This window comes from Actinomadura sp. 3N407 (assembly GCF_052245875.1).
GTDB lineage: Bacteria > Actinomycetota > Actinomycetes > Streptosporangiales > Streptosporangiaceae > Spirillospora.
This window is the reverse complement of sequence record NZ_JBQQBP010000020.1, coordinates 81,947-106,905: the sequence shown is the minus strand read 5'-3', so window position 1 is coordinate 106,905 and position 24,959 is coordinate 81,947. Positions and strand designations below refer to the sequence as shown.

At 70.4% G+C, this 24,959-nt stretch carries 18 protein-coding genes; 10 read left to right on the top strand and 8 right to left on the bottom strand.

The window, feature by feature from the left end:
* The first annotated feature begins 35 nt into the window (after nt 1-35).
* The 3 genes from ACTWPP_RS37060 to ACTWPP_RS37050 all read left to right on the top strand — a co-directional run bounded on the left by ACTWPP_RS37060 (nt 36) and on the right by ACTWPP_RS37050 (nt 3,277).
* Nucleotides 36-1,220, top strand: coding sequence for a cytochrome P450 (locus ACTWPP_RS37060; protein ID WP_443109095.1), 1,185 nt, complete (start codon nt 36-38; stop codon nt 1,218-1,220).
* A 144-nt stretch (nt 1,221-1,364) separates the two neighbouring features.
* Nucleotides 1,365-2,345 carry an aldo/keto reductase gene (locus ACTWPP_RS37055; RefSeq protein ID WP_443109094.1) on the top strand — a complete coding sequence of 327 codons (981 nt, stop codon included), beginning with the start codon at nt 1,365-1,367 and terminating at the stop codon, nt 2,343-2,345.
* Nucleotides 2,346-2,416: 71 nt separating this feature from the next.
* On the top strand, nt 2,417-3,277 hold the full coding sequence (locus ACTWPP_RS37050; RefSeq protein WP_443109093.1) for a TylF/MycF/NovP-related O-methyltransferase: 861 nt from the start codon (nt 2,417-2,419) through the stop codon (nt 3,275-3,277).
* A 46-nt stretch (nt 3,278-3,323) separates the two neighbouring features.
* Here ACTWPP_RS37050 and ACTWPP_RS37045 read toward each other — a convergent pair whose 3' ends face one another.
* Nucleotides 3,324-3,797 (bottom strand): MarR family winged helix-turn-helix transcriptional regulator, encoded by a 474-nt coding sequence (locus tag ACTWPP_RS37045; protein WP_443109092.1) that lies wholly within the window; start codon nt 3,795-3,797, stop codon nt 3,324-3,326.
* A 537-nt stretch (nt 3,798-4,334) separates the two neighbouring features.
* Nucleotides 4,335-4,979, bottom strand: a complete 645-nt coding sequence (locus ACTWPP_RS37040) for a class I SAM-dependent methyltransferase (protein ID WP_443109091.1) — start codon at nt 4,977-4,979, stop codon at nt 4,335-4,337.
* 114 nt (nt 4,980-5,093) lie between these two features.
* Between ACTWPP_RS37040 and ACTWPP_RS37035 the strand changes: the two genes are divergently transcribed.
* The 5 genes from ACTWPP_RS37035 to ACTWPP_RS37015 all read left to right on the top strand — a co-directional run bounded on the left by ACTWPP_RS37035 (nt 5,094) and on the right by ACTWPP_RS37015 (nt 10,619).
* Entirely contained in the window at nt 5,094-6,191 is a 1,098-nt protein-coding gene (locus ACTWPP_RS37035; RefSeq protein WP_443109090.1) for a radical SAM protein, read from the top strand.
* Between the two features lie 115 nt (nt 6,192-6,306).
* Nucleotides 6,307-7,218 (top strand): putative selenate ABC transporter substrate-binding protein, encoded by a 912-nt coding sequence (locus tag ACTWPP_RS37030; protein WP_443109089.1) that lies wholly within the window; start codon nt 6,307-6,309, stop codon nt 7,216-7,218.
* Entirely contained in the window at nt 7,215-7,961 is a 747-nt protein-coding gene (locus ACTWPP_RS37025; protein ID WP_443109088.1) for a phosphonate ABC transporter ATP-binding protein, read from the top strand. The genes ACTWPP_RS37030 and ACTWPP_RS37025 overlap by 4 nt, the downstream gene beginning before the upstream one ends.
* Nucleotides 7,962-8,017: 56 nt before the next feature.
* Complete coding sequence (locus tag ACTWPP_RS37020) at nt 8,018-9,673, top strand: PhnE/PtxC family ABC transporter permease (RefSeq protein WP_443109087.1); 1,656 nt, start codon at nt 8,018-8,020, stop codon at nt 9,671-9,673.
* Nucleotides 9,674-9,926: 253 nt separating this feature from the next.
* Nucleotides 9,927-10,619: a hypothetical protein gene (locus ACTWPP_RS37015; RefSeq protein ID WP_443109086.1), complete on the top strand. Its 693-nt coding sequence runs from the start codon at nt 9,927-9,929 to the stop codon at nt 10,617-10,619.
* Between the two features lie 204 nt (nt 10,620-10,823).
* Here ACTWPP_RS37015 and ACTWPP_RS37010 read toward each other — a convergent pair whose 3' ends face one another.
* Together ACTWPP_RS37010 and ACTWPP_RS37005 are read right to left on the bottom strand one after the other, a co-directional pair.
* Nucleotides 10,824-11,246 (bottom strand): acyl-CoA thioesterase, encoded by a 423-nt coding sequence (locus ACTWPP_RS37010; RefSeq protein ID WP_443109085.1) that lies wholly within the window; start codon nt 11,244-11,246, stop codon nt 10,824-10,826.
* Nucleotides 11,247-11,418: 172 nt separating this feature from the next.
* A complete protein-coding gene (locus tag ACTWPP_RS37005) occupies nt 11,419-12,489 on the bottom strand; it encodes a hypothetical protein (RefSeq protein WP_443109084.1) in 1,071 nt (356 codons plus the stop codon).
* A gap of 338 nt (nt 12,490-12,827) precedes the next feature.
* On the opposite strand from ACTWPP_RS37005, the gene ACTWPP_RS37000 reads away from it, so the two are divergent.
* Nucleotides 12,828-16,097: a phospholipase D-like domain-containing protein gene (locus ACTWPP_RS37000; protein WP_443109083.1), complete on the top strand. Its 3,270-nt coding sequence runs from the start codon at nt 12,828-12,830 to the stop codon at nt 16,095-16,097.
* A 377-nt stretch (nt 16,098-16,474) separates the two neighbouring features.
* Nucleotides 16,475-17,710: a poly(ethylene terephthalate) hydrolase family protein gene (locus tag ACTWPP_RS36995; RefSeq protein ID WP_443109082.1), complete on the top strand. Its 1,236-nt coding sequence runs from the start codon at nt 16,475-16,477 to the stop codon at nt 17,708-17,710.
* 143 nt (nt 17,711-17,853) lie between these two features.
* Here ACTWPP_RS36995 and ACTWPP_RS36990 read toward each other — a convergent pair whose 3' ends face one another.
* The 4 genes from ACTWPP_RS36990 to ACTWPP_RS36975 all read right to left on the bottom strand — a co-directional run bounded on the left by ACTWPP_RS36990 (nt 17,854) and on the right by ACTWPP_RS36975 (nt 24,953).
* Nucleotides 17,854-20,751 carry a M36 family metallopeptidase gene (locus ACTWPP_RS36990; protein ID WP_443109081.1) on the bottom strand — a complete coding sequence of 966 codons (2,898 nt, stop codon included), beginning with the start codon at nt 20,749-20,751 and terminating at the stop codon, nt 17,854-17,856.
* A 577-nt stretch (nt 20,752-21,328) separates the two neighbouring features.
* Entirely contained in the window at nt 21,329-22,486 is a 1,158-nt protein-coding gene (gene alc / locus ACTWPP_RS36985) for an allantoicase (RefSeq protein WP_443109080.1), read from the bottom strand.
* On the bottom strand, nt 22,483-23,814 hold the full coding sequence (gene allB / locus ACTWPP_RS36980) for an allantoinase AllB (protein ID WP_443109079.1): 1,332 nt from the start codon (nt 23,812-23,814) through the stop codon (nt 22,483-22,485). Before allB ends, alc begins: the two co-directional genes overlap by 4 nt.
* Nucleotides 23,811-24,953 carry a glycerate kinase gene (locus ACTWPP_RS36975; protein ID WP_443109078.1) on the bottom strand — a complete coding sequence of 381 codons (1,143 nt, stop codon included), beginning with the start codon at nt 24,951-24,953 and terminating at the stop codon, nt 23,811-23,813. The genes allB and ACTWPP_RS36975 overlap by 4 nt, the downstream gene beginning before the upstream one ends.
* Nucleotides 24,954-24,959 lie beyond the last annotated feature (6 nt).

The window sequence follows — 24,959 nt, the reverse complement described above, 5'->3', positions numbered from 1 at the left end:
CCGGCTGCTCAGTCTCGTTGACCACAGGAGGCACGATGGCCACCGAAGCACCTGTGCAGATGCCGTCACTGGCCGACGGAGGCACCGAGATGCTGGCCTGGATGCGGCGGATGCGCGACGAGCACCCGCTCTGGGCGGACGCCACCGGCATGCACCACGTCTTCCGGTACGCCGATGTGCAGGCGGTGATGTCCGATCCCGCGCGGTTCTCCTCGAACATCGGCCGGATATGGCCGAACTTCGACGCCGAGCAGCTCAGCGCCAACCTGCCCTGGCTGGACCCTCCGGACCATCGCCGGCTGCGGCAGTTGGTGAGCCAGGCGTTCACGCCGAAGACGGTGGCCGGGCTTCGGCCGCGGATCGCCGCGATCGCCACGGAACTGATCGCCGCCACGCCGGACGGCGAGTTCGACTTCGTCGAGCACGTGGCCTACCCGCTGCCGGTGATCGTCATCGCCGAGCTCCTGGGGCTCCCCCCGGCCGACCGGGCGTTCTTCCGGGAGTGCGCCGACCGGCTGCTGGGCATCGGCGGGGCCGGCTCGGACTCGACCCGCGAATTGGGCGAGGTCATCGCTGATGCGAACAAGGCGCTCAAGGACTACCTCACCGCCGAGGCCCGGCGTCAGCGCGAGAACCGGTCCGGCGGCCTGATCGGAGCGCTGGCGTCCGCCGAACTCGACGGGCGGCGGCTGACCGACGTACAGGTCGCCACGGTCTCCGGGCTGCTGCTCACCGCCGGGCACATCACCACCACGATGGTGCTCGGGAACGCGCTGCTGTGCCTGCGCGACAACCCGAACACGGAAGCGCGGGTGCGCGCGGACCGGTCCCTGGTACCGGCAGCGCTGGAGGAAGTGATCCGGCAGCGGCCGCCGTTCCACCGCGTCCTCCGGATGAGCACGCAGGACGTGGCGGTCGCGGGGCGCATGGTTCCGGCCGGCACGTTCATCCTGGCCTCGACGCTCTCGGCCAACCACGACGAGCGGCAGTTCCCGGACCCGGATCTGTTCGACGTTGACCGGTACCCCAATCGGCACATCGGGTTCGGCCATGGCATCCACTTCTGCCTCGGCGCCCCGCTCGGCCGGGCGGAGACCGAGATCGCACTGAACCTGCTGTTCGACGAATTCGCCGAGCTGGCGGTCAGCGGTGAGCCGGTCTTCCACGAATCGGAATTCTACGGCGCCAGGCAGATGGCAGTCTCCACGCGCCGGTCGTGATTGGAAACGTGGAGGTTCCCGCGCAGCGCACCCGAAAGACATGAACTGATCACGGATTGGACAACTCTGTGGTTGACTGGAGACATGCACTCGGCCATTGACCAGGAAACCGCATAACGGCGTCACGAAGAAAGAGACAGTGAAATGGAGTACACCCGTCTGGGGTCGTCCGGACTGAAGGTGAGCCGGCTCGCACTCGGCTGCATGAGCTTTGGCACCCCGTCCCCGATACTCCCGTGGGTGCTCGACGACGAGGCGGCCGAGCCGCTCTTCCGGCAGGCGGTCGAACTCGGCATCACCTTCTGGGACACCGCCAACATCTACGGTATGGGCGAGTCGGAGGAGATCGTCGGGCGCGCACTGAAGAAGTACACCAGGCGCGAGGAGATCATCCTCGCGACCAAGGTGTTCTATCCGATGCGGCGGGGCCCCGGCCGCCCCGGGCTGTCCCGCAAGGCGATCATCGAGCAACTGGATGCCTCGCTGACCCGCCTCGACACCGACTACGTGGACCTCTACCAGATACACCGGTTCGATCCCGAGACGCCGGTGGAGGAGACGATGGAGGCGCTGCACGATGTCATCAAGGCGGGCAAGGTCCGCTACATCGGCGCGTCGTCGATGTGGGCATGGCAGTTCGCCAAAATGCAGCACGCTGCGCAGATGAACGGGTACACCAAGTTCGTCTCCATGCAGGACCAGTACAGCCTGCTGCAACGCGAGGAAGAGCGGGAGATGTTCGGCCTGCTCGCCGACCAGGGCGTGGGGAGCCTGCCGTGGAGCCCGCTGGCCGCGGGAAGGCTCGTCCGGCCGTGGGGCGAGGGCGGCACGGCCCGCGCCGAGGTCAACCCGCCCAGCGACCCGTGGGGCCGCCCGCTGTTCCTCGACAGCGACAAGGCGATCGTGGAGGCCCTGCAGCGGATCGCCGGAGATCGGGACGTCTCGATGGCGCAGGTGGCCATGGCGTGGGTGCTGAAGAACCCCGTCGTGACCGCGCCGATCGTCGGCGCCACGAAGCCCCGCCACCTGGCCGACGCCGCCGCGGCGATGGAGGTCCAGCTCACCGACGAAGAGACCACCGCCCTCGAGTCCCCCTACGTACCCCGCCTCCCCACACACTTCTGACACCGCGCCCTGAGCACCCGTGCCCCATTCGGCGGGAACGTTTTAGGAAACCTCCAGCCACGCTTGATGCCATGGGCGTCAGCGACGGATTCGAGAGGAAGACGATGGCGAACAAGGTGACCGCGACCGAGCAGCAGAAGCCGAACCCGGAGATCTTGGCTGACACGGAGCTGGCCGATGCCTACCTCGACCTTTTGAAGAAATGCCTGCTGCGCTTCCACGACGGCGCGCTCTTCCCTTACTCCGCTGATCCGGAGACCTCTGTCGACGCGCGCATGCTCACCATGCTGAGCAGGGGGCTGATGCCCGCGCCGGGCGCGGACACCATGGTCAGCCGGGAAAGACTGGACAACATCCACCGCTGCGCCGCCACGGTCATCAAGGAGGGCGTGCCGGGGGACTTCATCGAGACGGGCGTCTGGCGCGGCGGATCGTGCATCCTCATGCGCGCCGCGCTCAATGCATACGGGGACCGGACCCGAAAGGTCTGGGTCGCCGACTCCTTCGACGGGTTTCCGCCACCCACCGACAAATACCCGTCGGACCCGTGGAACGGGCGGAGCCAGGACGTCATCGGCACGCTCGGCGTCTCCCTGAAGGTCACCTTCGAGGAGGTGAAGGAGCGCTTCGCCCGGTACGGGCTGCTCGACGAGCGGGTGGAGTTCCTGACCGGCTTCTTCGAGCACACCCTGCCTGCGGCACCGATCGACAAGCTGGCGATCCTCCGCCTGGACGGCGACCTCTACCAGTCCACCTACGAGGCGCTCCAGGCCCTCTACCCGAAGCTCTCGGTCGGCGGCTACTGCGTCATCGACGACTACTTCTACACGATGTGCAGCAAGGCGGTGGACGACTATCGCCGCAAGCAGGGCATCGACGACCCGATCGAGGCCGTCGATTGGACCTGCGTGCAGTGGCGCAAGACCAGGTGATGCCGGGATGGGCGTCGACGCTCCGCTCGGCGCCCGCCCACCGGTGTCAGGCGTCCAGGACCTCGTGGAACCGGGCGATGATCGACAGCAGGTACCGTCGCACGACCGGTTCGTCGGCCTTGCCGACCACGTCGTACAGGTCCCGCAGACAGAGATCGACGCGCTCGGCGGTCGCCGTGGCCACGTCGCGCCCCGTCGGGGTGATGGACAGGCGGACGGCCCGCCGGTCAAGGTCGTCGCGCCGTCGTTCGATATACCCGTTGCGTTCCAGGGTGTTGGCGACGGAAGTGGCCGTGGCCGGGCTGACCAGCAGAACCGTGGCCAGATCACCGGGGCGCTGGCCGTCCCGGCCCATCAGGGCGCGCAGCATCAGGAAGCCGCTGGGGCTCAACCCGTCGTGCTCGATGACCTTCGCGAGCACCTGTCCCGACTTCTGCGCCGCCGCCGCGAACAACCACCCGACGGACCCCTCTTCCAACGGCTCGAACGCCTTCGGACCCCCGGCCAGGTTCGTCCCCATGCACCTTTCCTAGACCACCGGGTTTCAGGTGTCAAATTTCATTCGAAACCAAAAAGAAGCCAGTTCCCAATCACTCCAGTTCAGACCTGTGCAGCAGAAGTGACACCCGGCCCCATGCGGCAGTGGATTGGTCAGCGAGTAGAGATGATCCGCCGCGAATGTGCGTCCATAACGGCCGTGCAATACGGCTTCCTTTCACCTGGGAATGTTCGGTGATATCGCTCGGCCACAGGCGATCGGGACCGGCGACGTGGAACCGGCGCTGCACCAAGCCCTCCTGGGTCGCCGGCGTCCACCAGGCTGCGGCTCCCTCGCCGCCGGGAGACCGGCCCCGGGCCGTTCTGAAGCAGGAACTTCCGATACGCGGGCGGTAGTGGCACTCCGAGATCAGGCACGCCGGTCTCCTCCCCGACCAGGCGCCGGGGACGGCAACGACGTCCCCTGGTAAGCGACGAGCTGCTTCTTCCCCGAACCGGGTAGTGACGAAGCCGGAGCACGCTGCTTCCGCTCTCCATCCCGGGATGCCCCAACGCGAGCTCAGGGGCGGCGCATCAGGACTGCGGTGAACTGCTGGGAGGTCCCCCACGGGGTGAGGTGGTCTTCACCAGCCGTGTCGACGAGTTCGTAGCCAGGGAACTGGTCGGCGAGTTCGGCGTGGGTGTAGCGGACGATCGGGAGGCCGCTGCACGTCGTCGGACCGTCGGGGCCGAAGGTCGCCACGACGAGCCGGCCGCCCGGTCGGAGCGAGCGTTCCAGCGAGGCGAGGTAGTCGGCGCGTTCCTCCGGCTCGGTGAGGAAGTGGTAGACGGCCCGGTCGTGCCACAGTGCGTATGAGCGCCCCATGTGCAGGTCGAGCACGTCGGCCACGGTGAGGACGACGTCCGCGCCCGCCGGGCCGAGCCGGTCGCGGACGGTCCGCAGGGCGGTGAGCGACAGGTCGACCGCCGACAGGTCTCGGTGGCCGCGTGCGACGAGGTGGTCCACGAGCGTCGACCAGCCGGCGCCCACGTCGATGATCGGCTCGTCGAGGCCGAGTCCGGCCCGGTCGACCAGCCCCAGTGAGAGATCCGGGACCGACTGCCACCAGGAGACCCCGTCGACGTCCTTGCCGTTGTGGACCTCTTCCCAGAACGCCGTCCGGTTCGCTGCCGCGTCAGGGCGCGGTACGCCGTGGTTGAACACAGGTGTGACGGTAGACCCGGTGGGCCGGGGCGCGGTGGCGCGAGGAGACTCCGTCAGCATTCCGTAAGGACCGATCCACTCCAGGCCGTACCCGGCCGCCGTTACGGTGACGCCATGGTCGAACTGACAGATCCTGAACGAGCGCCGAACCCGCTCGGCGAGGTCGAGGCCCTGGTCGACGGCGGCGACATGGACTGCGGCAGCGGTCTGCTGCTTCTGATCACGCGCGCGATGAGGCGGCTCGGGCCCGGGCAGCTGCTCGGCGTCCGCAGCGCGGAGATCAGTGTCGTCACCGATCTGCCCGCCTGGGCCGACCTGGTCGGGCATGAGCTCATCGCCGAGATCGCCGAGTCATCCGACGGACCCTGGTGGTTCGCCGTGCGCAAGGCGGGCGTGGCCGCCCAGGCTGCCACGGTCTTCACCCAGGGCGAGCGGACGCCGGTGGGCCACCGGCTGTGGATCTACACCAACTTCGACTGCAACCTCGCCTGCGGCTACTGCTGCGCCGAATCCTCCCCGAAGGCCGCGGCCCGGCGCTTCGACCCGGCCCTTGCCACCGCGGTGTTCGGCGAGTTCGTGGCCGAGGGCGGTCGCGAGGTGTTCTTCACCGGCGGCGAGCCCTTCATGAACCCTGAGCTCGGTGCCCTGGTCGCGGCGGCGGCCGGTCTGGACCGCACCGTGTTGACCAACGGAATGGTCTTCACACGGGGCACCCGCCGGGAGATCCTCGAGAACCTGGACCGCGACGTGGTGCTCCAGATCAGCCTCGACTCGGCCACGCCCGATCTGCACGACCGGCAGCGGGGCGCGGGATCGTGGTCGCGGGCTTTCGACGGCATCACGCTGGCCCGTTCGCTCGGGTTCCGGGTGCGGGTGGCCGCCACGCTGTACGACGAGGACCCGAAAGGTGTCGAGGCGCTGCACCGGCGCCTGGACGATGCCGGGATCGCCCTGCCGGACCGCGTCGTCCGGCCGGTGGCCCAGGAAGGTTTCGCCTCCCAGGGAGTGCACGTCTCTCTCGACACTCTGGAGCCGGAGCCGACCCTCACCGCGGACGGCGCCTGGTGGCACCCGGTGGCGGTCACCGACCCGCATCTGCGGATCGCCGATGCCCCGCTGCCGCTGGCCGAGGTCTTCGGCGTCGTGCGAGACACCCTCGCCGTCCAGGACGCCGCCGCGCAGTCGGGACGCGAGGTGTTCCGCTGTGCCTGACGAAGAACGGACGGACTCGGCATTCCGGACCATCGTCGCCGAGTACCCCCGCCTCGACGGGTCCCGCAGCGGCTGAGACTCCCGACCACACCCGGACCGGAACAAGGACGTGCCCATGCCTGTGAGATCGATGACCCGCCGCACGCTGCTCCTCGGCACCGGTGCGACGCTCATGCTGAGCGCCTGCGGCCGGGGAGCCGGGTCGGACGCGCGGCGGCGGCTCGGGATCTCCGCCATTCCCGATCAGGACCCCGAGCTGCTCAACCGGCTCTACCCCGCCATGTCCGAAAGGCTCGCCGACGCGACCGGCCTCGAGGTCTCCTACCGCCCCGTCACCGACTACACCGCCGTGGTACGGGCCTTCGAGATCGGCGACGTGCACCTGGCCTGGATGGGCGGGCTGACCGGCGTCCAGGCACGCCAGCGCGTAGCGGGTGCCACCGCCATCGCGCAACGTGACATCGACGCCGACTTCCGCAGTCTCTTCATCGCCAACACCGGCTCCGGTCTACGGCCGTTCGACAAGGTGGAGGGACTGCGCAGCCTCGCGGGACACACTTTCACCTTCGGCAGCGAGACATCCACCTCCGGTCGGCTCATGCCCCAGCACTTCATGCGGCAGGCCGGACTCAAGGAGAGCGACCTGCGGGGCAGAACGGGCTTCTCCGGCTCCCACGACGCCACCATCGAACTCGTCGCCAACGGCAGCTTCGAGACCGGAGCCGTCAACAAGCAGGTCTGGGACGCCACCGCCGCGGCAGGCGACGTCGACCTGGGGAAGGTGACCGTGTTGTGGCAGACCCCCGGCTACGCCGACTACCACTGGCTGGCACGCCCGGATCTCGACAAGACCTTCGGCGCCGGCACCGGAGAAAAGGTGCTGGACCTTCTCCTGGGTCTCGACCATCGCGTCGCCGAGGACGCCGGGCTGCTCAAGCTCTTCGGAGCCAAGTCGTTCGTGCGGACCAAGAATTCCAACTACGACCGGATCGAGGACGTGGCCCGCGACCTGGGGCTGCTGCGGTGAGCGGCTCTCCGCCGGTGATCCGGCTTCGCGGGGCGGGGCGCCGGTTCGGCTCGCACGAGGCGCTCCGCGACCTGGATCTCACCGTCCGGCCCGGGGAACGGGTAGCGGTTCTCGGCACCAGCGGCGCCGGCAAGAGCACACTCCTGGCTCTGCTCAACGGGTCGCTGGAGCCGACCACGGGCATCGTGGAGGTCTTCGGCGAGAACCTCGCACGCCTCACCTCCTCACGGCGGCGGCCGCTTCAGCGGCGCATCGGCTCGGTGAGCCAGGACCTCGCCCTGATCGAGCAGGTCCGGGTCCTGCACAACGTCAACGCGGGCAGGCTCGGCCGGTGGAGCACCACCCGCGCACTGGCCTCGCTGATCTGGCCCCACTCGCTCGGCGTGGTCCGGGACGCGCTCGACAGTGTCGACCTGGGCTGGGCGCTCCACGAACGCACCGAACGCCTGTCCGGCGGCGAGCGGCAGCGGGTGGCGATCGCCCGGCTCCTGGTGCAGGCGCCGGACCTGGTGGTGGCCGACGAACCCGTCGCCAATCTCGACCCGGTGCGCGCCGCGGGGATTCTCGGCCTGCTCGCCGCCTCGCCGACCGTGAGAACGCTCGTGGTCAGCCTGCACCAGCCGGCGCTCGCCCGTGAGCACTGCACCCGCGTGGTGGGCCTGCGCCAGGGCCGGATCGTCCTCGATCACGCGGCCGCCGACGTCGACGATGCGGCCCTGGACGCCCTCTACGCGCTCGCATGACGGTCCGCCTCGACGCCCCGCCGTCACCGACACGGTCCGTGCCGGGGCGAAGGCCCGTGAGCGGGCGGACGACACTGCTCCGCAAACTCGGGGCGCTGGCGGCGGCGGCCGGACTACTGGCCTGGGCGGTTCACCACGCCGTCCCATCAGACGACGAGCTGATCAACCAAGGTGGGTTGGCCCTGCTCGACGACCTCGCCGCGACCGCGCTTCACCCATCCCTCGAAGCCGACTTCCTCGGGGTGGTGCTCGAGGCGATGGCGACGACGCTGGCCCTGGCCCTGCTCGGTACGGCCGGGGCGCTGGTGCTGGGCCTGATCGGCGGCCTGGTCCTCAGCGACGTCGCGTGGGGCGCCTCGCTGCCCTGGCCGGTACGCGCGGGGCGGCTTCTCCTGCGCGGCGCACTGGTGGCCGTCCGCTCCGTCCACGAACTGGTGTGGGCGCTGTTCTTCGTCAGCGTGCTCGGCCTCGACCCGCTCGTCGCCGTCCTGGCGCTCGCCCTGCCCTTCGGCGCGCAGAGCGCTCAGGTCTTCGGCGAGACCTTCGACACCGTGCCCGACGCACCGCTGCGGTCACTCCGCACCGCCGGCGCCAGGCGCTGCTCCGCTCTGGCCTACGCCCTCCTTCCCGGCACGGCACCGCTGCTGCTGTCCTACTCCTTCTACCGGTTCGAGTGCACCCTGCGGTCCGCGGTCGTGCTCGGGGTCGCCGGCGTTGGCGGGCTGGGTTTCGAACTCACCGTGAGCCTCCAGTCGCGCAACTGGGGCGAGGTCTGGACGCTCGTCGCGGCCCTGCTCGCACTCGCGGGAGCGGTCGAGCTGTGGAGCAACCGCGTCCGCTCCGACCTCGCCGTCGTGACCTGCGCCGACTGGTCGGTCGGACATGAACGCTCCCGCGACGAGGGCCGGTCACCGCGTGGCCTGTCCCGCTCGACCCGCTGGTCGCTGGCCCTGGTGGTGCCGGCGATCGCGGTCGCCTGGTGGTGGGCGGGCCTCTCACCGGCCGGGCTCACCTCGGCCCGCACCCGGGACCTCGCCGGCCGGCTGCTCCTCGACCTGTGGCCTCCCGCCCTCCCCGAAGGCGGTCTGCGGGTGCTGACCGGCGCCGCCCTCGACACCGTGGCCATGGCCGTCCTCGCCATGGTGGTGGCGGTCGTGATCACCCTCGTCGTGGGCTCCTGGGCCAGCCGACCGCGCGCCGACCGCCGCGGACCGGCGGCCTGGGGCCGGCGGACCGTCTGGTGGACGGCCAGGCTGCTGCTCCTGGTTCTGCGGTCGATCCCCCCGACGGTGTGGGCCGTCGTCGCGCTCCTGGGGCTCTTCCCAGGCGTCCTGCCCGGAGCCCTGGCGCTGGGGCTCTACACCGGTGGCATCCTCGGCCGGCTGGTCGCCGAGGCATGGGAGACCATGGACCTCAAGCCCCGGGAGTCCCTGCGCAACGCCGGCGTGCCACGCGGGGTCTCGGCCGTCGTGTCCATGGGACCGCCGTCCGCGAACCACCTGATCACCTACACGCTCTACCGGTTCGAGATCTGCGTGCGCGACACCGCCATCGTCGGCGTCGTCGGCGCCGCGGGACTGGGCCGCCTGCTCAGCGAGCGTCTCTCGGCCTTCGACTTCCCCGTGGTCACCAGCGTCCTGCTGGCATCGCTACTGGTCAGCGTCGCCGTCGAGATACTCGGACGCCGACTGCGACGCGCGCTTCGCGCCTGAGCCCCACAGGCACGAGTCGCAGGTCCCACGGACCCGGGTGACCAGACCCGCTCGCCGCCTCCATGCCTTGGGACCGGATCCACGGCTGAGCCGGAACACCGACCTCTCCTCGTTGGCTGCCGGCACCCCATCCGCCATCCTGGCCGAACACCCGGCATCAACATGAAGGGCGCGGTCCGCTGGCAGAACTCTCCGCCGGCGACTGGGCCTCCCACGCCGACGACATCAGCCGCCGCAGCCGAGAAGGAGACCTGTGACCAGGCACGACACGAGCACCAAGATCCGGGATCCGTTCGGCACGCTCCGCCGGGCTCTGTGGATCGGCGGGGGGCAATGGGCCGGCAAGTCCACCGTGGCCCGGCTGCTCGCCGTCCGCTACGGCGTGACCGCCTACCACTACGACTACCAGGACGCCCGCGGCCACAATGACCGCCGGATCGCCCGCCGGGTCAAGCTCGGCCGGCCTCCCCGCGACCCGGACCCCGACGCCACCTGGGTGAACACCACCCCACAGGACATGGCCACCGAGACGCTGGCGGGCTTCCCGATCCGTTTCGAATGGGCCCTGGACGACCTGTGCGCGCTCTCCTCCGGACACCCCGTCATCGCCGAAGGCTGGGGGCTCCGCCCCGAGTTGGTAGCACCGATCATCGACTCGCCCCGGCAGATGGTCGTCATGGTGCCCACCCAGGAATTCCGCGCCCGGCAACTCCGCGAACTCACCCGAGCCGCCGCCCTCGGACATGACGTCAGCGATCCCAATCGGGCCCAACACAACCGGCTCGAACGCGACCGCCTCGTGGCCGACGACGCCGTCCGCACCGCCCAACGCCTCGACATCCGCGTGATCGAGATCGACGGAGCCCGCGACGCCAACGCCGTCGCCGACATCGTTGCCGAACACTTCCGCCCCTACCTCCCGTCACAAGAACAGCGGAAGGCCTGACCGGCGCGGGCATTCGGACCGGTCTGATACCCGCCTGTGCCGGTTGGTGGCGGTGCGTATCGCCGCACCCGACGCCGCCCAGGTGGCCGACCCGACGAGCGCACCGGTGCCACCGCGTCAGCCCTGAACCTTGCCGGATACCTGTATGCCTCCCACCAGGACCCTTCGAACGGGCCCGCCAGCAGGAGGCCGTCCCAGCCTCTCCTAACGTATGCCGGTGATCGCCTGGCGCAATGGCCCGGGAAGCTCGACGGCACTCCCGTCTGCGACCGCCACGTATGTCGCGTGGCCGATCACGATGGCCCTGTCATCGCCGTCCCGCCGCACCCTGAAGGACATCGAAAGGGAGGTACGCCCCATCCCCGTGGGGGCGATTTCCACCGCCAGGACATCGTCCAGGCGCGCGCTGCCCTTGTAGTCGCAGCCGTTCAGCCGGATGACCAGGTCCGCCCCGGCCGAACGCAGCATCGCATACCCGCCGACGAACCGGTCCAGCCACTCGAGAAAGCCGTCCTCGAAGAACTCGTAGTACCGGATCGCGTGCACCATCCCCTGCGCATCACAATGCCGAGGCTTGACCCCTACCCGGCACACCGCAACGGGCGCCTCGGCTCCTGACTCTTCCATGCCACCCCTTCCAAAGCGCAGCAATTACGACACTCCAACGAGTGATCGGCTTACGGGTGTCCATCTGACGTCTCGACGGACGCCTTCTCCTCACCCGCCATAGCAGTGTCCAGCCAATGCAGCGTCGAGTGATCTGCTTTCTGCAGATCGGCGTCACGGTCTGTCCTGCGGATCATGTGACGGGCGTCGCGGAGGCAGACTCCGATTGAGACGACGGGCTCAGCACGCAACGGGGGCGGGTACGTCGCTGGTACGACACGCCGGCGATGGCCAAGGCCCATCCGTACCCAGCGAACCCGGTCGCGGCGGCGCAGCCGAGTAGGTAATCGGCGGCCGAGCCGTTCATGGTGACGACGCCGGTGAAGTGGAGGAGGATATAGACCCACATCCCTGTGCCGTAGGCCGCGAGGGTGGGGGCGATCAGCCAGACCGGGGCCACGGGCAGAAAGCGCGGCACACGCCTGCCCGACAGCCACAGCGTCCACCGCGGGAATGTCATCCCCCATTTGTGCACCAGTCCATGGATCAGGAACTCGGCGGGAAGAACGGTGCCGAGGATGAAAGCCGGGATGGACGGGTCGCCGGGGGCGGCCAGGTCCCCGCCGCGAAATGGTGGTGCGTCGGCGAAGCGCAGCAGGTGGCAGCCGTAGTAGGGAACGAGCGCCAGGCCGCCGAGGTAGGCGATACGGCGGATGCGATCCGGTGCCGGCGGTGCCGGATGCTCGACGGCCGATACCGAACCCGTCGGGTGAGCCGGACGCCCGCACCGGGGACACGTATTCCGGGTGCGGTGTCGCCACGACGCAGCGGCCGCGAGGAACAAGACCGCCACGGCGGCGAAACCGAGCCGTTCGGCGAAGGCCTCCCAGTCCGGGCGACCATCCCGGCCGCTCACAGTGCCGTCCACGACCAGCTGGATCAAGTTGAGCAGCACGAACACGCTGCCCGCCAGCGCAAGCGCGGCCACAGTCCACAACCCCGCCGAAACCACCAATGGCGACAGCGATCGACCCCACTCGCGTACCGTCGCCATGGCCAGGGCCGATCCCATGAACAGCGCGGTCGCGGCCGCCCAGCCCAGATACGGGACGTCATACAGCGTCCCGCCATCCAAGGTGATCGCGAGCAGGACACCTCCATACACCAAGGCCCATCCGGCCGCGGCATAGCCGGCCCATGACGGCCACCGCTGCCACCAACGAGGTGAAGGCACCACGGTGCCGACCGCAGGTGCGGTGTTCACGCTTGACCTCCAGGTCGAAGAACGTCCTCGTCCCGTCAGCGTCCCTCGCGTCCTGATCTCGTGCCTCACCCGTAGGTACCCGTCACCTCGCCCATGCGGGGGAAGGCTCGTGATTGATAAACGCATGTCGTGGACATGGCCACGCTGACGGCCAGCGCTCACCGGAGGCGAAGGTGTGGATGCGGGTGCATGTGCAGGTTCACGGGTGCGATGGGACGGCGCGACGGGCGTTCCGCCAGGGAACCCGGCGGGCGACGGGAAAAGCAAGTAACAGATATGTTTTCTCGGGCCAGAAAGCTTGTCGAGTTCATTCGACGGCGCGGTGCTAGAACCGGTCCATGTATCTCATGGTCGACCCGAACGGGAACATTTTTCGGCGGAAAGAGATCTCGGGCTGGTTCAAGGTTCCCACCTCGCATCACGCGGCCTCGGTCTACCTCGACGCCACGATGATCTACGACGGCAGCATCCTCGCGATCAACGTCGCGGGGCAGCTGCATCTGCTGGCCACTCCCAGCGGGCCGGCCGAGATCATGAACCACGCCCTGGCGAGCCGGCCGCACGCCGTCGCCACGCTGCTCGACGGGACGGTCCTGGTGCTCACCGCCGCGGGCACGCTCCACTGGGCCGGGTTCGCCCGGGGGCCGTGGACGCCGGTCCCGCTGCCGCCCGGAGTGGTGCCGACCGACATCGCCGTCACCCCGGACGGCCACCTCCTGTGCCTCACCGCCGCCGGGGCGATCCACCAGGCCGCCGACCCGGGCGTGCCCAGGCGGGCCACGGCCTGGGCGGCCATGGCCGCACCGCCGCCGGCCAACGTCGAGCGGATCGAGTACCTGCACGACGGGTCACTGCTCGCCGTCGACAACGCGAACGCACCGCACCTTCTGCCCGCGAACCAGATCAACGCGCACGGCGCGTGGCAGGCGCTGCCGCACGTCGGGCCGATTCTCTCGGTGACCCCGCTCGGCGGCCACACGCTGCTCGCCATCGACCCCGCGGACAACCGCTTCATGACCGCCGATGCGCTCCCGGAGAACTGGGTGCAGGTGCCCGGCCCGGCCGGCGTCCCGGTGCTCGCGCTGGCCCACCTGCGCACCGGGCACGTCGCCGCGCTCGGCAACGACGGGCTGATCTACCAGGCAACGTTCACCTCCTCCGTGGCCGCCCCTCCCGCGATCGGAGCCTTCGCGCCTCTCATCCGGACTCAACCCCCGGTACCGCCGATCAGCATGACCGCCAACCCCGGCGGCAAGATCGTCGTGGTGGGCGACGACCACCGGCTCTACACCTGGGAGACCGCGCCCGGGCGGGCTGGTTGGTCCCGCTTGGACACCGGGCCGACGCGGTTGCGCTCGGTCACCTTCCTCGAGGACGGCGTCACGATGTACGGCGTTGACCGGAACAATGCCGATCGTCACATCTGCTGGCCGGACCCGACCTCCACCTTCGACCGGACCGCCCCCTGGACGCTGGCCGGCACCGACGACGCGACCGATTGCGTCGTCATGATCAAGGATGGCTCCGTCCTGGAGGTCACGGGCAGCGCCCTTCACCGGAGGCCGAGCCTGCAGGCCGACCGGGTCCCGTGCGGCTGGGCCGGGCCGTGCGTCCAGGTCGTCGAGCTGGCGACCGACCCGGCCGACACCCAGGTGCGGACCAGGAACTGGCTGCTGGAGTACACCCTCGATGACCCGGAGGGCGACCACGGCGACGGCCGCCCGTGGGGCGACGGAACCCAGATGGCCCGGCGCGCGAAGCTCCGCCGCAACCCCTGGGACGCCGGAAGCCGGGTGACCCCGCTGATCGGCGGATTCGCCGCGCTCAGCGCGATGCGCGACGCGTTCGAGGCCGCGATCATCGAAGCGAACGCGTCGCCCGACCCGCCGGGCCGGCGCGGGTACGTGTACCTCGCGGACTGGCTGTTCACCCCGCTGCGCGACCTCTCGGAGGACAACCCCTGGGGCGGCGGAAGCTGGACCACCCGGCACCAGGCCACCCGCGACCAGACCGCGATCGGGCTGATCGCGCGGATGATGTCGGCCGGTATCAAGGTACGGGTGCTCGTCTGGATGCCGACCACGACGCAGGCCTGGTTCGTCACGGGCGGGCACGCCCGGCAGCACTGGCATCTGGCGCGCATGGTCCAGGAGCTCAACGACAACCTGAAGGCCCAGGGCGGCGTGTGGGCGCAGGCCGACGACCTGGGCGTGGTTGCGCTCGACCTGCGCACCGCGCCCTTCACCGCGGTTTCCCTGCACCAGAAGATGTGCGTGGTCCGGGTCGGCGACGTCAATGTCGGCTTCTGCGGCGGCGTCGACCTGGCGTACACCCGGCGAGACTTCCGCCGCCCGGCCGACGGCCTCGCCGGCGCCGGCGACTGGCAGTCCGGCGACGGGATGCCCGTGATCAACGATGACTGGCCGAAGCAGCACCCGGCGCCGCTGTGCGGCTACCCGACGATCCCGCCCGCGCACTCCGACGACGTCATCGCCGACGAGCTGGGCAGCGACGTGTACGGCACGCTCCGGCACTGGCACGACCAGCACCTCAAGCTCGAAGGCCCGATCGTCGCCTCGCTGGAGGAGCAGTTCGACGAGCGATGGCGGTTGCCCGGCCGGCCCTTCCACTTCGACCCCCGCACCGCCTACGGCAACGACGACCAGGTCCAGTTCACCAGCGCCGAGGCGTTCCAGGGCCAAACCGTCCATCCGCTGCCGGTCAACCCGTGTGAGCCGGTCGGGAGCGCAGTGGTCCAGCTCTGGCGGACCATACCGGTGGACGATCGCCGCAGGAACCGGAGCCCGTTCGGCCGCGGTGAGTTCACCGTGATGGCCGGGATCTGCAAAGCGGTCCAGAAGGCCACCCAACTCATCACCATCTGGGACCAGTACTTCTGGAGCGTGCCGCTCAGCCGGTTGCTGGCCGAGCGGCTGAAGAAGGCCCCCGACCTCAAGGTGCTGATCGTCCTGCCGCCTTACGGCTCCAACTCTCCGAAAGAGGAGCTGTGGTACCGCAAGCGGGCACTGCAGGCCCTCCAGAAGGAGGTCGCGCCTGCCGACCAGGCCCGGGTGGTCGTGTTCAACGCCTGGTCGCACCTGTACCAGGTCGGCGTCTACGTGCACGCCAAGGTGCAGACCTATGACGACTGTCTGCTCGTCTGCGGTTCAGCCAACATGAACCGCCGCTCTTTCACCCTTGACATGGAGCTGGACTGCGCAGTCCTTCACAAGCCGGACGTCTCCCACCACTTGGCGAACCTTGCGCACATGCTCACCGGGCGTCCCTGGCTGGATTTCGACTACGGCTGGCTCCAGCGGTTCTGGACCCACGTCATAGCCAACGCGGCGCAGACGACGGTTCCCGACCCGTTCTACGGTGACCCCAACCAGCTTCGAAAGACCACCCCCAACGGCGTCCCGTACGCCCCCAGACAATTCATCCCGGAGATCTTTTTCGAGCCGACCTCTGTCCACCCCGGTATCGAGACCGTCGACGCCGACCAGTTCCCCTACTCCCCCGGCACGACGGGCCGCCTGGACCAGATCGTCTGGCTCCTGGAGTGGCACATGGCAGATAAAACCTTCCCCTTCCGCTACCCCACGTAGCAGGCCCCGACTGCGCCGGGACAGGCCGAGCCCGGCAACTGAGGCGGGCTCAGCTGGTGGTGAGGGCGAGGCCGTAGGAGTCGTGAGTCGGTGGCCGGAGCCGACCGGCTCGGCGAGGCCGCCCCTGACACGGCGACGCGGCCTCCCGCCGCCGGGCACTGACCGCCGGCGCACCCATGTGCCATGGACGACCGCACACGGTCCCCGGCCGGTGCCCGCACCGGCGATTTCACTGATTTCCATTTCCGGGATCCCAGCTTGAATCGGCATAGGCCGATTCCGGAACGGACTTCGGTGATCGAGAGCAGGGCACGACTCACGCGACCGCCACAACGGCGCGGTCGCGGTCATCAGTGCGGCTAGAAAGGATCTCAGACATGTCTCGTATTAGCGGGCGCCTGCGAATAGTCGGCGCAGTGGCCCTCGGCATCATGGCCATGGGCGCCGCCGGTGCCATCACGCCCGCCTCCGCCGCCACCACGATCTACAGCGAGGACTTCTCCGGAGGGCTCGGCACCTTCACCGCCTCCGGTTCCGTCACGACCGGCACATACGGCGCCCGGATGAGCGGGTCCCTGTGGTCCGACCCGTCCATGACGTCCGCGCCCATCGACCTGACCGGGCACAGCGACGTGACGGTGTCCTACACCCGGGCGGCGTCCGGGCTGGACGTCGGCGAGGCGTTCACCGTGGCCTACTCGGTCGGCGGTGCGTTCACGCCGCTGGAGTCGGCGCGCACCGCCACGGGTGCGGCCTCGTTCCGCCTGCCGGCATCGGTCGAGGGCCGCGACCTGCGGCTGCGGTTCTCCCTGGACGCCAGCAGCTTCCTGGAGACGCTGACCGTCGACGACGTGCGCGTCGAGGCCGGCGACGGTCAGGAGCCGCCGCCCGGGTCGCTGCCCCCGGTGGACGACGTCACCGCGCCCGGGCCGTACGCGGTGACCATCGACAGGTCCGCCGGTCCAGGCAACGACGGGTGGCTGGTGTACCCGGCCAACGCCGGCCAGAACGGTGTGGACCACCCGCTCTTCGTCTGGGGCCCGGGCGCGGGGTCCGACCCCGCCGACTACGAGGACATGCTGCGCCAGTGGGCCTCGCACGGGTTCGTCGTCTACAGCGAGGTCTCCTCCAGCAGCGGCGCCTACATGGTCGACGCGCTCGACTGGCTGGAGAACCAGAACGCCGCACCGAGCAGCCCGCTGTACCAGGACCTCGACACCTCCGAGGTGGCCTTCGGCGGCCATTCCCGCGGGTCGATCGGAACGTTCGACGTGGCCGACGAGCCGCGGCTCGAGACCACCATCCACGTGGCCGGCGGCTCCTTCGACGGGGACGGCCCGGACAGTCTCCGGAACCCGACCCTCTACATCGGCGGTGACGAGGACTTCGCGACCGCGAACATGGAGCGCGACTACACCAACACCGAGGTGCCGGTGTGGTTCAACATCCTCGACAACACCGACCACATCTACGCCACCCGCAACGGTCAGCACATCATCACCGCCTGGCTGCGGTGGCATCTGGCCGACGAGGAGTTCCGCCGCACGGAAGACTTCCTGAGCTCCGGCTGCACCTTCTGCGGCCTCGGCGAGGTCGAGTACAAGAACTGGTGACACCGCGGTGACCGGCCGGTGCCGCCCCGCCGACATGGCGGCGGGGCGGCACCGGCTTTGCCGGGTCCACGTGGGACGTACAAAAGGCGGCCACGAAGACGCGGGGGGAGACTCGCCCCCGCGTCTTCGCGTCGTGGCCTCGGTTACCGGGCGAAGGCCTGGAGTTCGGCGGCTCGGACTATGCCGGCCCGTGGGGCGGCGGTGGTGCAGTCGGTGTCGGAGCGTGGGTCGTTGTCCTGCTCGCCCGCGTAGGCCGGGGCGCCGGTGCACTGGCTGGAGACCACCTGCAGCCGCAGGTGGGTCGCGGTGAAGTCCCGTGTGTTGAACGAGCGCAGGGCGATGTCGGGTGCCGTGGGTCGCGGCCGGTCGGCGGGGAAGGCGTCGTCCGGGCTGGTGTAGACGGTGCGGTACGAGGTGTTCTGCGAGCAGTCGGCCTCCGTGGCGTTACAGGCCAGCAGCCGGAAGGCGCGCAGTGCGGTGAACCGGTTCTGCGAGGTGTCGGGGCCCTCCGGGTCGTCGGCCACCGTGGGCCGCAGCATCGCGCTGACCTGAACCCGGCCGATCCTGACCGGGCGGTCGCCGGCCAGGTCGACGGTCACCTGGCGGTCGGCGACCGGGGCCTCGACCGACTGCCAGTTGGTCGCCTCGGTCTCGTCGAGCAGCGCCTTGTGCGACAGGCCGTCGCCGGTGGCGGTGGCGCCGTTGGCGCTCGCGGCCTGGTTGCGGTGCATCGCGACCGGCAAGGTGCGCCGGGACCCTCTGATCGTGGCGGTGAACTTCTTGTGGCCGACGCCCTCGCCCACCGCGACGAAGGAGTAGCGGCCGGGTGCAATGGTGAAGGTGGCACCGAGCGGGGTCGCCGGGTCGGTGTCGGCCACCGGGACGGCGCGGGCCTCGTAGTCCCCCACGTACAGCCGGACCTTCGCGTCCTCGGCGTCGCCGCGGGGTTTGAGCGTGACCCTGGAGTTGCGCGAGAGCGGAGAGGCGAAGCTCGGCGTGGGATCGGCGTCGGCGGGGCCGTTGCTGGCGGCGGTCGCGCCCAGGCCGTGCTGGGCGAAGACCTTCCACATCAGCGCCTGGTTCTTGCCGCCGAAGCGGATGATGTCGGCGGCCAGCAGGGCGTTGCGGTGGTCGACGTAGCTGACCGCTCCGGTGGCCATGAGCAGGAGCGCGTCGAACGACAACTGCGCCCACCGCCTGTTCCCCGGGCACTTGGCCACCGGCACCTTCCCGTCGGCGCACTTGCGCTGCAGCGCCGCGTTGCCGTCGCCGTACCGCCGGATGAAAGCCTGACGCAGGTCGAACTGGGTGGCGGTCCAGATCTCACCGTCGGCGTGGACCTGGGTGCCGGTCAGGTCATAGCCGAGATCGCTGTAGTTGAGGGGGCTCCGGCTCATGTCGTAGTTGCGGATTCCGGCGCGCGGTTCGCCGGTGACGTACCCGCCGATGACGTACGGCGTCCGGCCGGGAGAGCGCAGCCCGTACTCGCTGAGGTACTCCATGGCGAGCAGGTCCGACGTGCTCTCGTTCATGGCCCCGGCCTGGGGTCCGTTCCATCCGGCGTCCGGCCCGGCGACCATGCGGCCGGAGATGGCGTGGCCGTACTCGTGCCCGATGACGGTCATGTCGAAGTCGCCGTCCACGCACGGCGGGTAGAACGCGCCCGCGATCGGCTGCCACAGGTACATGTTGGTGATGGCGGCGATGCCGTCGGGCGGTGTGATCTGGTTCGCGTTGTCGCGGATGGCGGGGAACCTGGCGCCGGCCTGCGCGTTGCCCTGCTCCGGGTCGCCGCCCAGGCCGCCGCGGTCGCCGTTGTCGACCTGCATGTTCCAGGCCGACTCGGTGAAGCCGAGCCGGTAGGACCAGTCGTGCATCCGGTTGTGCTGGACGAACAGGTTGGACATCGCCGCTTCGACATCGGCCTCCTGCGGGCTGTCCAGCGTCGCCGGGTCGCACTTGCTCCTGTACCACTGGTTGGCCCAGGGGTAGGTGTAGTTGCGGTCCGGCTTGGACGCGTTGGTGCGGGTGCCGACGCTGAAGGGGTCGTCGCTCGCGCGGTTCTCGTACGTCCGGGCCGCGTTGCCCAGGCTGGTGGTCGTGGACGCGCCGGTCGCGGGGTCGGCGTCCCACGGCAACCCGCTGGAGGGGTCGCCGCCCACGACCATGCGGCATCCCGCCGCGGGGACGAAGCACCAGGTCTGCCGGGTGTCACGGGACGAGTAGTCGCCGGGCGGGGTGGCCGGGAAGACCGACCAGCGCGGGTTGTCGCTGTCGTGGTCGACGAGGTTCTCCCGCACGAGCACCGTGCCGGAGCGGGCGTCGACGTAGGACGTGACCGCCTTGGGCTCCGCGCCGGAGGAGTCCATGAGGACGACCTGGTAGGCGCTGCGGACGCCCTCGGCGGTGGGGACCGCGACGAGCCGCACCCTGCGGATGTCGCCGGCGGAGACGGCGATGCCCGCGTCGCGGCCGGCGGCGGCCACCGCGTCGTCCTCGGAGAGCGTGGCGGGCGCCGGGGGCTCGTCGTCACGGGACAGCGTTGAGGTGACCGAGACGACCTTGCCGCCGGTCACGCCGACCGCCACCAGCCCGTCGTGGCCGGCGGGCAGATCGCCGAAGCGCTGGCGCAGCAGCACGGCGGCGCCCTCGCCGATGGGGTTGACAGCGACCTTCTCAAGGTCGGCCACGGCGGCGGCGTCAAGGCCGAACAGGTCCTGATGGCCGGCCAGGTACGCGCGCGCGGCCTTCTCGGGATCGTCGGCGAGCCCGGCGGCCAGGGGACCGTTTCCGGTCACCGAGGCGGGGGTGCCGAGCCTGTTCCAGCGCACGGTCACGCCGCGGGCGGCGCCCTGCTGCCGGGTGGTGGGCGCTAGGCGGCCGGTGCGGGCGTCCTTGTCGGGCAGTTCGGTGTGTTCGCCCGGGGGCTGGGAGCGGGGAGTTCGTGTCTCGGCTTGTCCGGGGACCGTGAGTCCCGATGTGAGAAGTGTTCCGGTGACCGCGAGCGCGGTCGCGGCGATCCAGCGTGTCCTGGGCACCATTGCCTCCTGGAGGCGGGCGGACGACCCGTGGGGGATCGGCCGGTTGATCACCCGGCCGCTTCACGAGACAAGCACCACACCAGGAGCGCAACTATGGCGATTTAAGACACGAAGTACGCATTAGTGGGGGGCGATCCTCGCCGTTGACAGTGGCCGCTTCTCATGGATGCAGTGACCACACGGCCAGACACGACCGTTCGGGGGCGGCCCTGCATGCACCGACTTTCGCCGCCGGACGTGGTGCACTACATCGGGCTGGAGATGTCACCTGCCGTGACCTTCAGATGTATTGCGCGGCACGGCACTATGGCCGCAGATGTACGCCGACCGCCCAGGTAGATGTCCCTGCCGCCGAGCTCTGTGACGCCGGGACAGTCGATCTCGAAGCCGCCGCTCAATGGGAAGCGGCCGGATGGCCGGCGGCGGGGAGGGCCTCCCGGGCACGGCGGACGCCTTCGGGGAATCCGCGAGGCGAGGGGCTGGGCCAGCCGGACGACCCGTCGCGCCAGCCGAGCCTCCCCCGTCGGGAAGGGTGCCCCGGCGGCAGGCCGTGGCCATCGGGCCTTCGTGGGCCGCTTCAGGGGTTCTGGAGGAGGCGGTCCAGGAGGTGGACGGGGAGTGCGGCGGGACGGGCGGCGAGGAGGGCTCTGGCCTCGGCTTCGGGGAGGCCCGCGTCGGTGGTGAGGACTTCGATGGCATGGTCGTCGGGCAGGAGGTCCAGGAAACGCGCGGTCGCGGCGGCGCGGCTTTCGGGGGTCAGGGCGCCGTGTACGCGCAGGCGGGCGATGCCGCCGTCAGGGTAGACGTCCAAGCGGACGTGGGTGACGGGGGCCGTGGCCGCCGAGCGGAGATGATGGCGGGTGTCCGGCTGCAGGCGGGTCTTCGGGATCAGGTCCACACGGGCGTCGCTCTGCGCGTCGATGCCCGTGAGGGAGGCCCAGCCGGGTGCGTTGCCCACGTAGTAGGACGTGTCGATCTCGACGCGGTGGACGTGGGCGCGGCCGGCGAGCGCGACGGTGACGTGGTCGTTTCCGTCGTCGCGGCGGCGGGCGTTCTCCCAGCCGTCGCTCATGACCCGTGACCGGCCGGGCAGGAGGATGTTGCGCGGTGAGCTGTAGAACATGTTGGAGCAGGCCACGACGTCGCCGCCGGACTCCAGGGCCGCGAGGTCGACGGTGCCGTCCATGAGGCGCGGGTCGGGGACCGGCTCGCCGTGGACGCGGAATCGCGCCACGCCGCCGTCTGGGTAGATGGTGAGCCGGACGTGGGTGAAGCGGTGGGGGTCGGTGACCGGGAAGGGGTTCTGCGTGTCGCCCTTGATGGGTGATTTGCCGACGAGTGTCACCCAGGTCGCCCGCCGCAGTTCCCCGGGTGAGGGGTAGCCCTCGACGCTGGTCGCCTCCACCGAGGCCAGGGGCGGGTAGTTGCCCTTGAACCAGGCGGTGTCGATGACGACGCCCTTGACCACGCCGGGTACGCCGAGGCGCACGATCGCGTGGTCTCCGTCGGTGCCCGGCTCGCGGCGGCGGCGCGTCTCCCAGCCGTCGTAGGTCTTGCCCTTGTGCCCGAAGTCCTCGGCGGAGAAGACGGCGGGCCCGGGTTCGATGAGGTTCTCGCGTTCGGCGAAGAACTCGTCGTTGGCGAAGACGACGCCGGCGGCGAGGTCCCGGCAGGCGAGGTCGGGCAGGGCGGTGAAGTCGGGCAGGGCGGTGAAGTCGGTGCCACCGGACGTCATGCTTCTCCTCTCGTAAGGAGCCGGCCGCGCGGCTCCTCGGCAGGTGCGCCGCGCAGCCAGGCGGCGCGCACGGTGCCGGTCAGCGGGCGGCCGTCGTACGGGGAGATCCGGTTCCGGTGGTGCAGGCGCCGGACGTCCACGGTGAAGGCGTCGTCGGGGGCGAAGACGCAGAAGTCGGCCTGGTGGCCCAGGGCGATCCGTCCCTTGCGGAGGAGGCCGGCCTGCCGCGCGGGATGCTCGGCCATCCAGCGCACGACGTCGGTGAGCGAGTGGCCGCGGCGGCGGGCCTCGGTCCACACGGCGGGCAGGACGACCTGGAGGGAGGCGATGCCGCCCCAGGCTTCTCCGAAGTCGCCGGTGTCGAGGCACTTCAGCTCGGGTGTGCACGGTGAGTGGTCGGAGACGACCATGTCGATCGTCCCGTCGGCGAGGCCGTGCCAGAGCAGTTCGCGGTTGCGGGCCTCCCGGATGGGCGGGCAGCACTTGAACTGGGTGGCGCCGTCGGCGATCTCCTCCGCCGCGAACGTCAGGTAGTGGGGGCAGGTCTCCGCGGTGATGCGGACGCCGTCCCGCTTGGCCGACCGGATCATCGGGAGGGCGTCCGAACTGGACAGGTGCAGGATGTGCGCGCGCGCACCGGTCGACCGTGCCAGCCCGATGACCTGGGCGATCGCGAGGTTCTCGGCGCCGCGGGGACGGGACGCCAGGAAGTCGCGGTAGTCGGCGCCGTGTGCGGCCGGAGCCCGGTCGATGGCGTGGGAGTCCTCGGCGTGGACGATCATCAGTGCGTCGAAGTCGCGCAGGGCCCGCAGGGCCCGGCGGAGCTCGTCGGCGGTGAGGGGCGGGAACTCGTCGACGCCCGAGTGCAGCAGGAAGGCTTTGAAGCCGAACACGCCGGCGTCGTGCAGTTTCCGCAGGTCCGGCAGGTTGCCGGGGACGGCGCCGCCCCAGAAGCCGACGTCAACCCAGACCTGGGCCGCGGCGGTCTCGCGCTTGATGTCGAACGCGCCGACGTTCACGGTCGGGGGGATGCTGTTCAGCGGCATGTCGATGATCGTGGTGATGCCGCCGGCGGCCGCGGCGCGGGTGGCGGTGGCGAACCCCTCCCACTCGGTGCGGCCGGGGTCGTTGACGTGGACGTGGGTGTCGACCAGGCCCGGCAGCAGGACCTCGTCGTCGCCGAGTTCCACGACCCGGGACGCCTGGAGCGCCGAGTCCGGCGGCTCGATCGCGACGATCGCTCCGTCCCTGACCCCGACGCAGCGGGGCGCCTCGCCGGAGCCGGTGATCACCCGCCGGGCGCGGACCAGGAGATCGAGATCGGTCATGCGTCGCCTCCGGGGCGGGCGAGGCCGAGGTCCGCGGCCAGCCGCGCGGCGAGCCGTTCCAGCAGCGGCCCGGCCTCGGTCATGCAGCGCCGCTCGTCGGGTTCGAGGTCGGTGAGGGTGTAGACGTTCGAGATCCCCGCCGTGGCGAGGTCCGGTGCGGCCAGGGTCGCACGTCCCGCGACGGCGGCCACGGGGACACCGGCCCGTGCGGCGGCCGCGGCGACCCCGGCGGGGGCCTTGCCGCTGAGGGTCTGCTCGTCCAGCGAACCCTCGCCGGTGATCACGAGCCTGGCTCCGCGGAGCCGTTCGGCGTAACCGACGAGTTCGAGGACGATGTCGATGCCGGGACGCGCTTTCGCGTTCAGCAGGGCCAGCGCCGCGAAACCCACCCCTCCCGCTGCGCCCGCCCCCGGGGTGACCGAGTGGTCGGCGCCGGTGGCGCGGGCCACCCGCGCGGCCCAGCGGGCCAGTGCACGGTCGAGGACGGCCACGTCGTCGGGGCCGGCGCCTTTCTGCGGGCCGTAGACCGCGGCCGCGCCCCGCGGGCCCAGCAGGGGATTGTCGACGTCGCAGGCCACGATGAACTCCGTGTCGGCGATCCTCGGGTGCAGGCCGCGCAGGTCGACGTCGGCCACGTCGAGCAGGCCCGCTCCCCCGCGTTCGACGCCGCGGCCGTCGTCCCGCCGGATCTCGGCGCCGAGCGCCCGCGCGAGGCCGGCGCCTCCGTCGGTGGACGCGCTGCCGCCCAGTCCCAGCACGACGGTGCCCGCTCCCGCGTCCAGGGCCGCCCGCACCACCTGGCCGGTGCCGTGGCTGCCGGCGCCGAGGGGGTCGAGCCGCCCGCCGGGCAGCCTGGACAGGCCGGAGACGTCGGCCATCTCGACGACGGCGACGCCGCCGCGGAGGGCGAAGGCGGTGGTGACCGGTTCCCCGGTGGGGCCTTCGGCGATCACCGGCACGCTGCGGAACCCCGCGGACAGCGCGGCCTCGACCGTCCCGTCGCCGCCGTCGGCCACCGGCACCTCGACGACGTCCAGGCCGGGGGCGGCCGCGCGCAGGCCCGCCGCGAGGTGCCCGGCGACCCGCCGGGCGGACAGGCTCCCCTTGAACTTGTCCGGGGCGACGACGACATGGCTCATTGCGCT

What these genes read in the sequence shown, in the direction of transcription:
- ACTWPP_RS37060 (WP_443109095.1), top strand. Translation starts at nt 36, where the DNA reads ATGGCCACCGAAGCACCTGTGCAGATGCCGTCACTGGCCGACGGAGGC.
- ACTWPP_RS37055 (WP_443109094.1), top strand. Translation starts at nt 1,365, where the DNA reads ATGGAGTACACCCGTCTGGGGTCGTCCGGACTGAAGGTGAGCCGGCTC.
- ACTWPP_RS37050 (WP_443109093.1), top strand. Translation starts at nt 2,417, where the DNA reads ATGGGCGTCAGCGACGGATTCGAGAGGAAGACGATGGCGAACAAGGTG.
- ACTWPP_RS37045 (WP_443109092.1), bottom strand. Translation starts at nt 3,797, where the DNA reads ATGGGGACGAACCTGGCCGGGGGTCCGAAGGCGTTCGAGCCGTTGGAA.
- ACTWPP_RS37035 (WP_443109090.1), top strand. Translation starts at nt 5,094, where the DNA reads ATGGTCGAACTGACAGATCCTGAACGAGCGCCGAACCCGCTCGGCGAG.
- ACTWPP_RS37030 (WP_443109089.1), top strand. Translation starts at nt 6,307, where the DNA reads ATGCCTGTGAGATCGATGACCCGCCGCACGCTGCTCCTCGGCACCGGT.
- ACTWPP_RS37010 (WP_443109085.1), bottom strand. Translation starts at nt 11,246, where the DNA reads ATGGAAGAGTCAGGAGCCGAGGCGCCCGTTGCGGTGTGCCGGGTAGGG.
- ACTWPP_RS37000 (WP_443109083.1), top strand. Translation starts at nt 12,828, where the DNA reads ATGTATCTCATGGTCGACCCGAACGGGAACATTTTTCGGCGGAAAGAG.
- ACTWPP_RS36995 (WP_443109082.1), top strand. Translation starts at nt 16,475, where the DNA reads ATGTCTCGTATTAGCGGGCGCCTGCGAATAGTCGGCGCAGTGGCCCTC.
- ACTWPP_RS36990 (WP_443109081.1), bottom strand. Translation starts at nt 20,751, where the DNA reads ATGGTGCCCAGGACACGCTGGATCGCCGCGACCGCGCTCGCGGTCACC.
- alc (WP_443109080.1), bottom strand. Translation starts at nt 22,486, where the DNA reads ATGACGTCCGGTGGCACCGACTTCACCGCCCTGCCCGACTTCACCGCC.
- allB (WP_443109079.1), bottom strand. Translation starts at nt 23,814, where the DNA reads ATGACCGATCTCGATCTCCTGGTCCGCGCCCGGCGGGTGATCACCGGC.
- ACTWPP_RS36975 (WP_443109078.1), bottom strand. Translation starts at nt 24,953, where the DNA reads ATGAGCCATGTCGTCGTCGCCCCGGACAAGTTCAAGGGGAGCCTGTCC.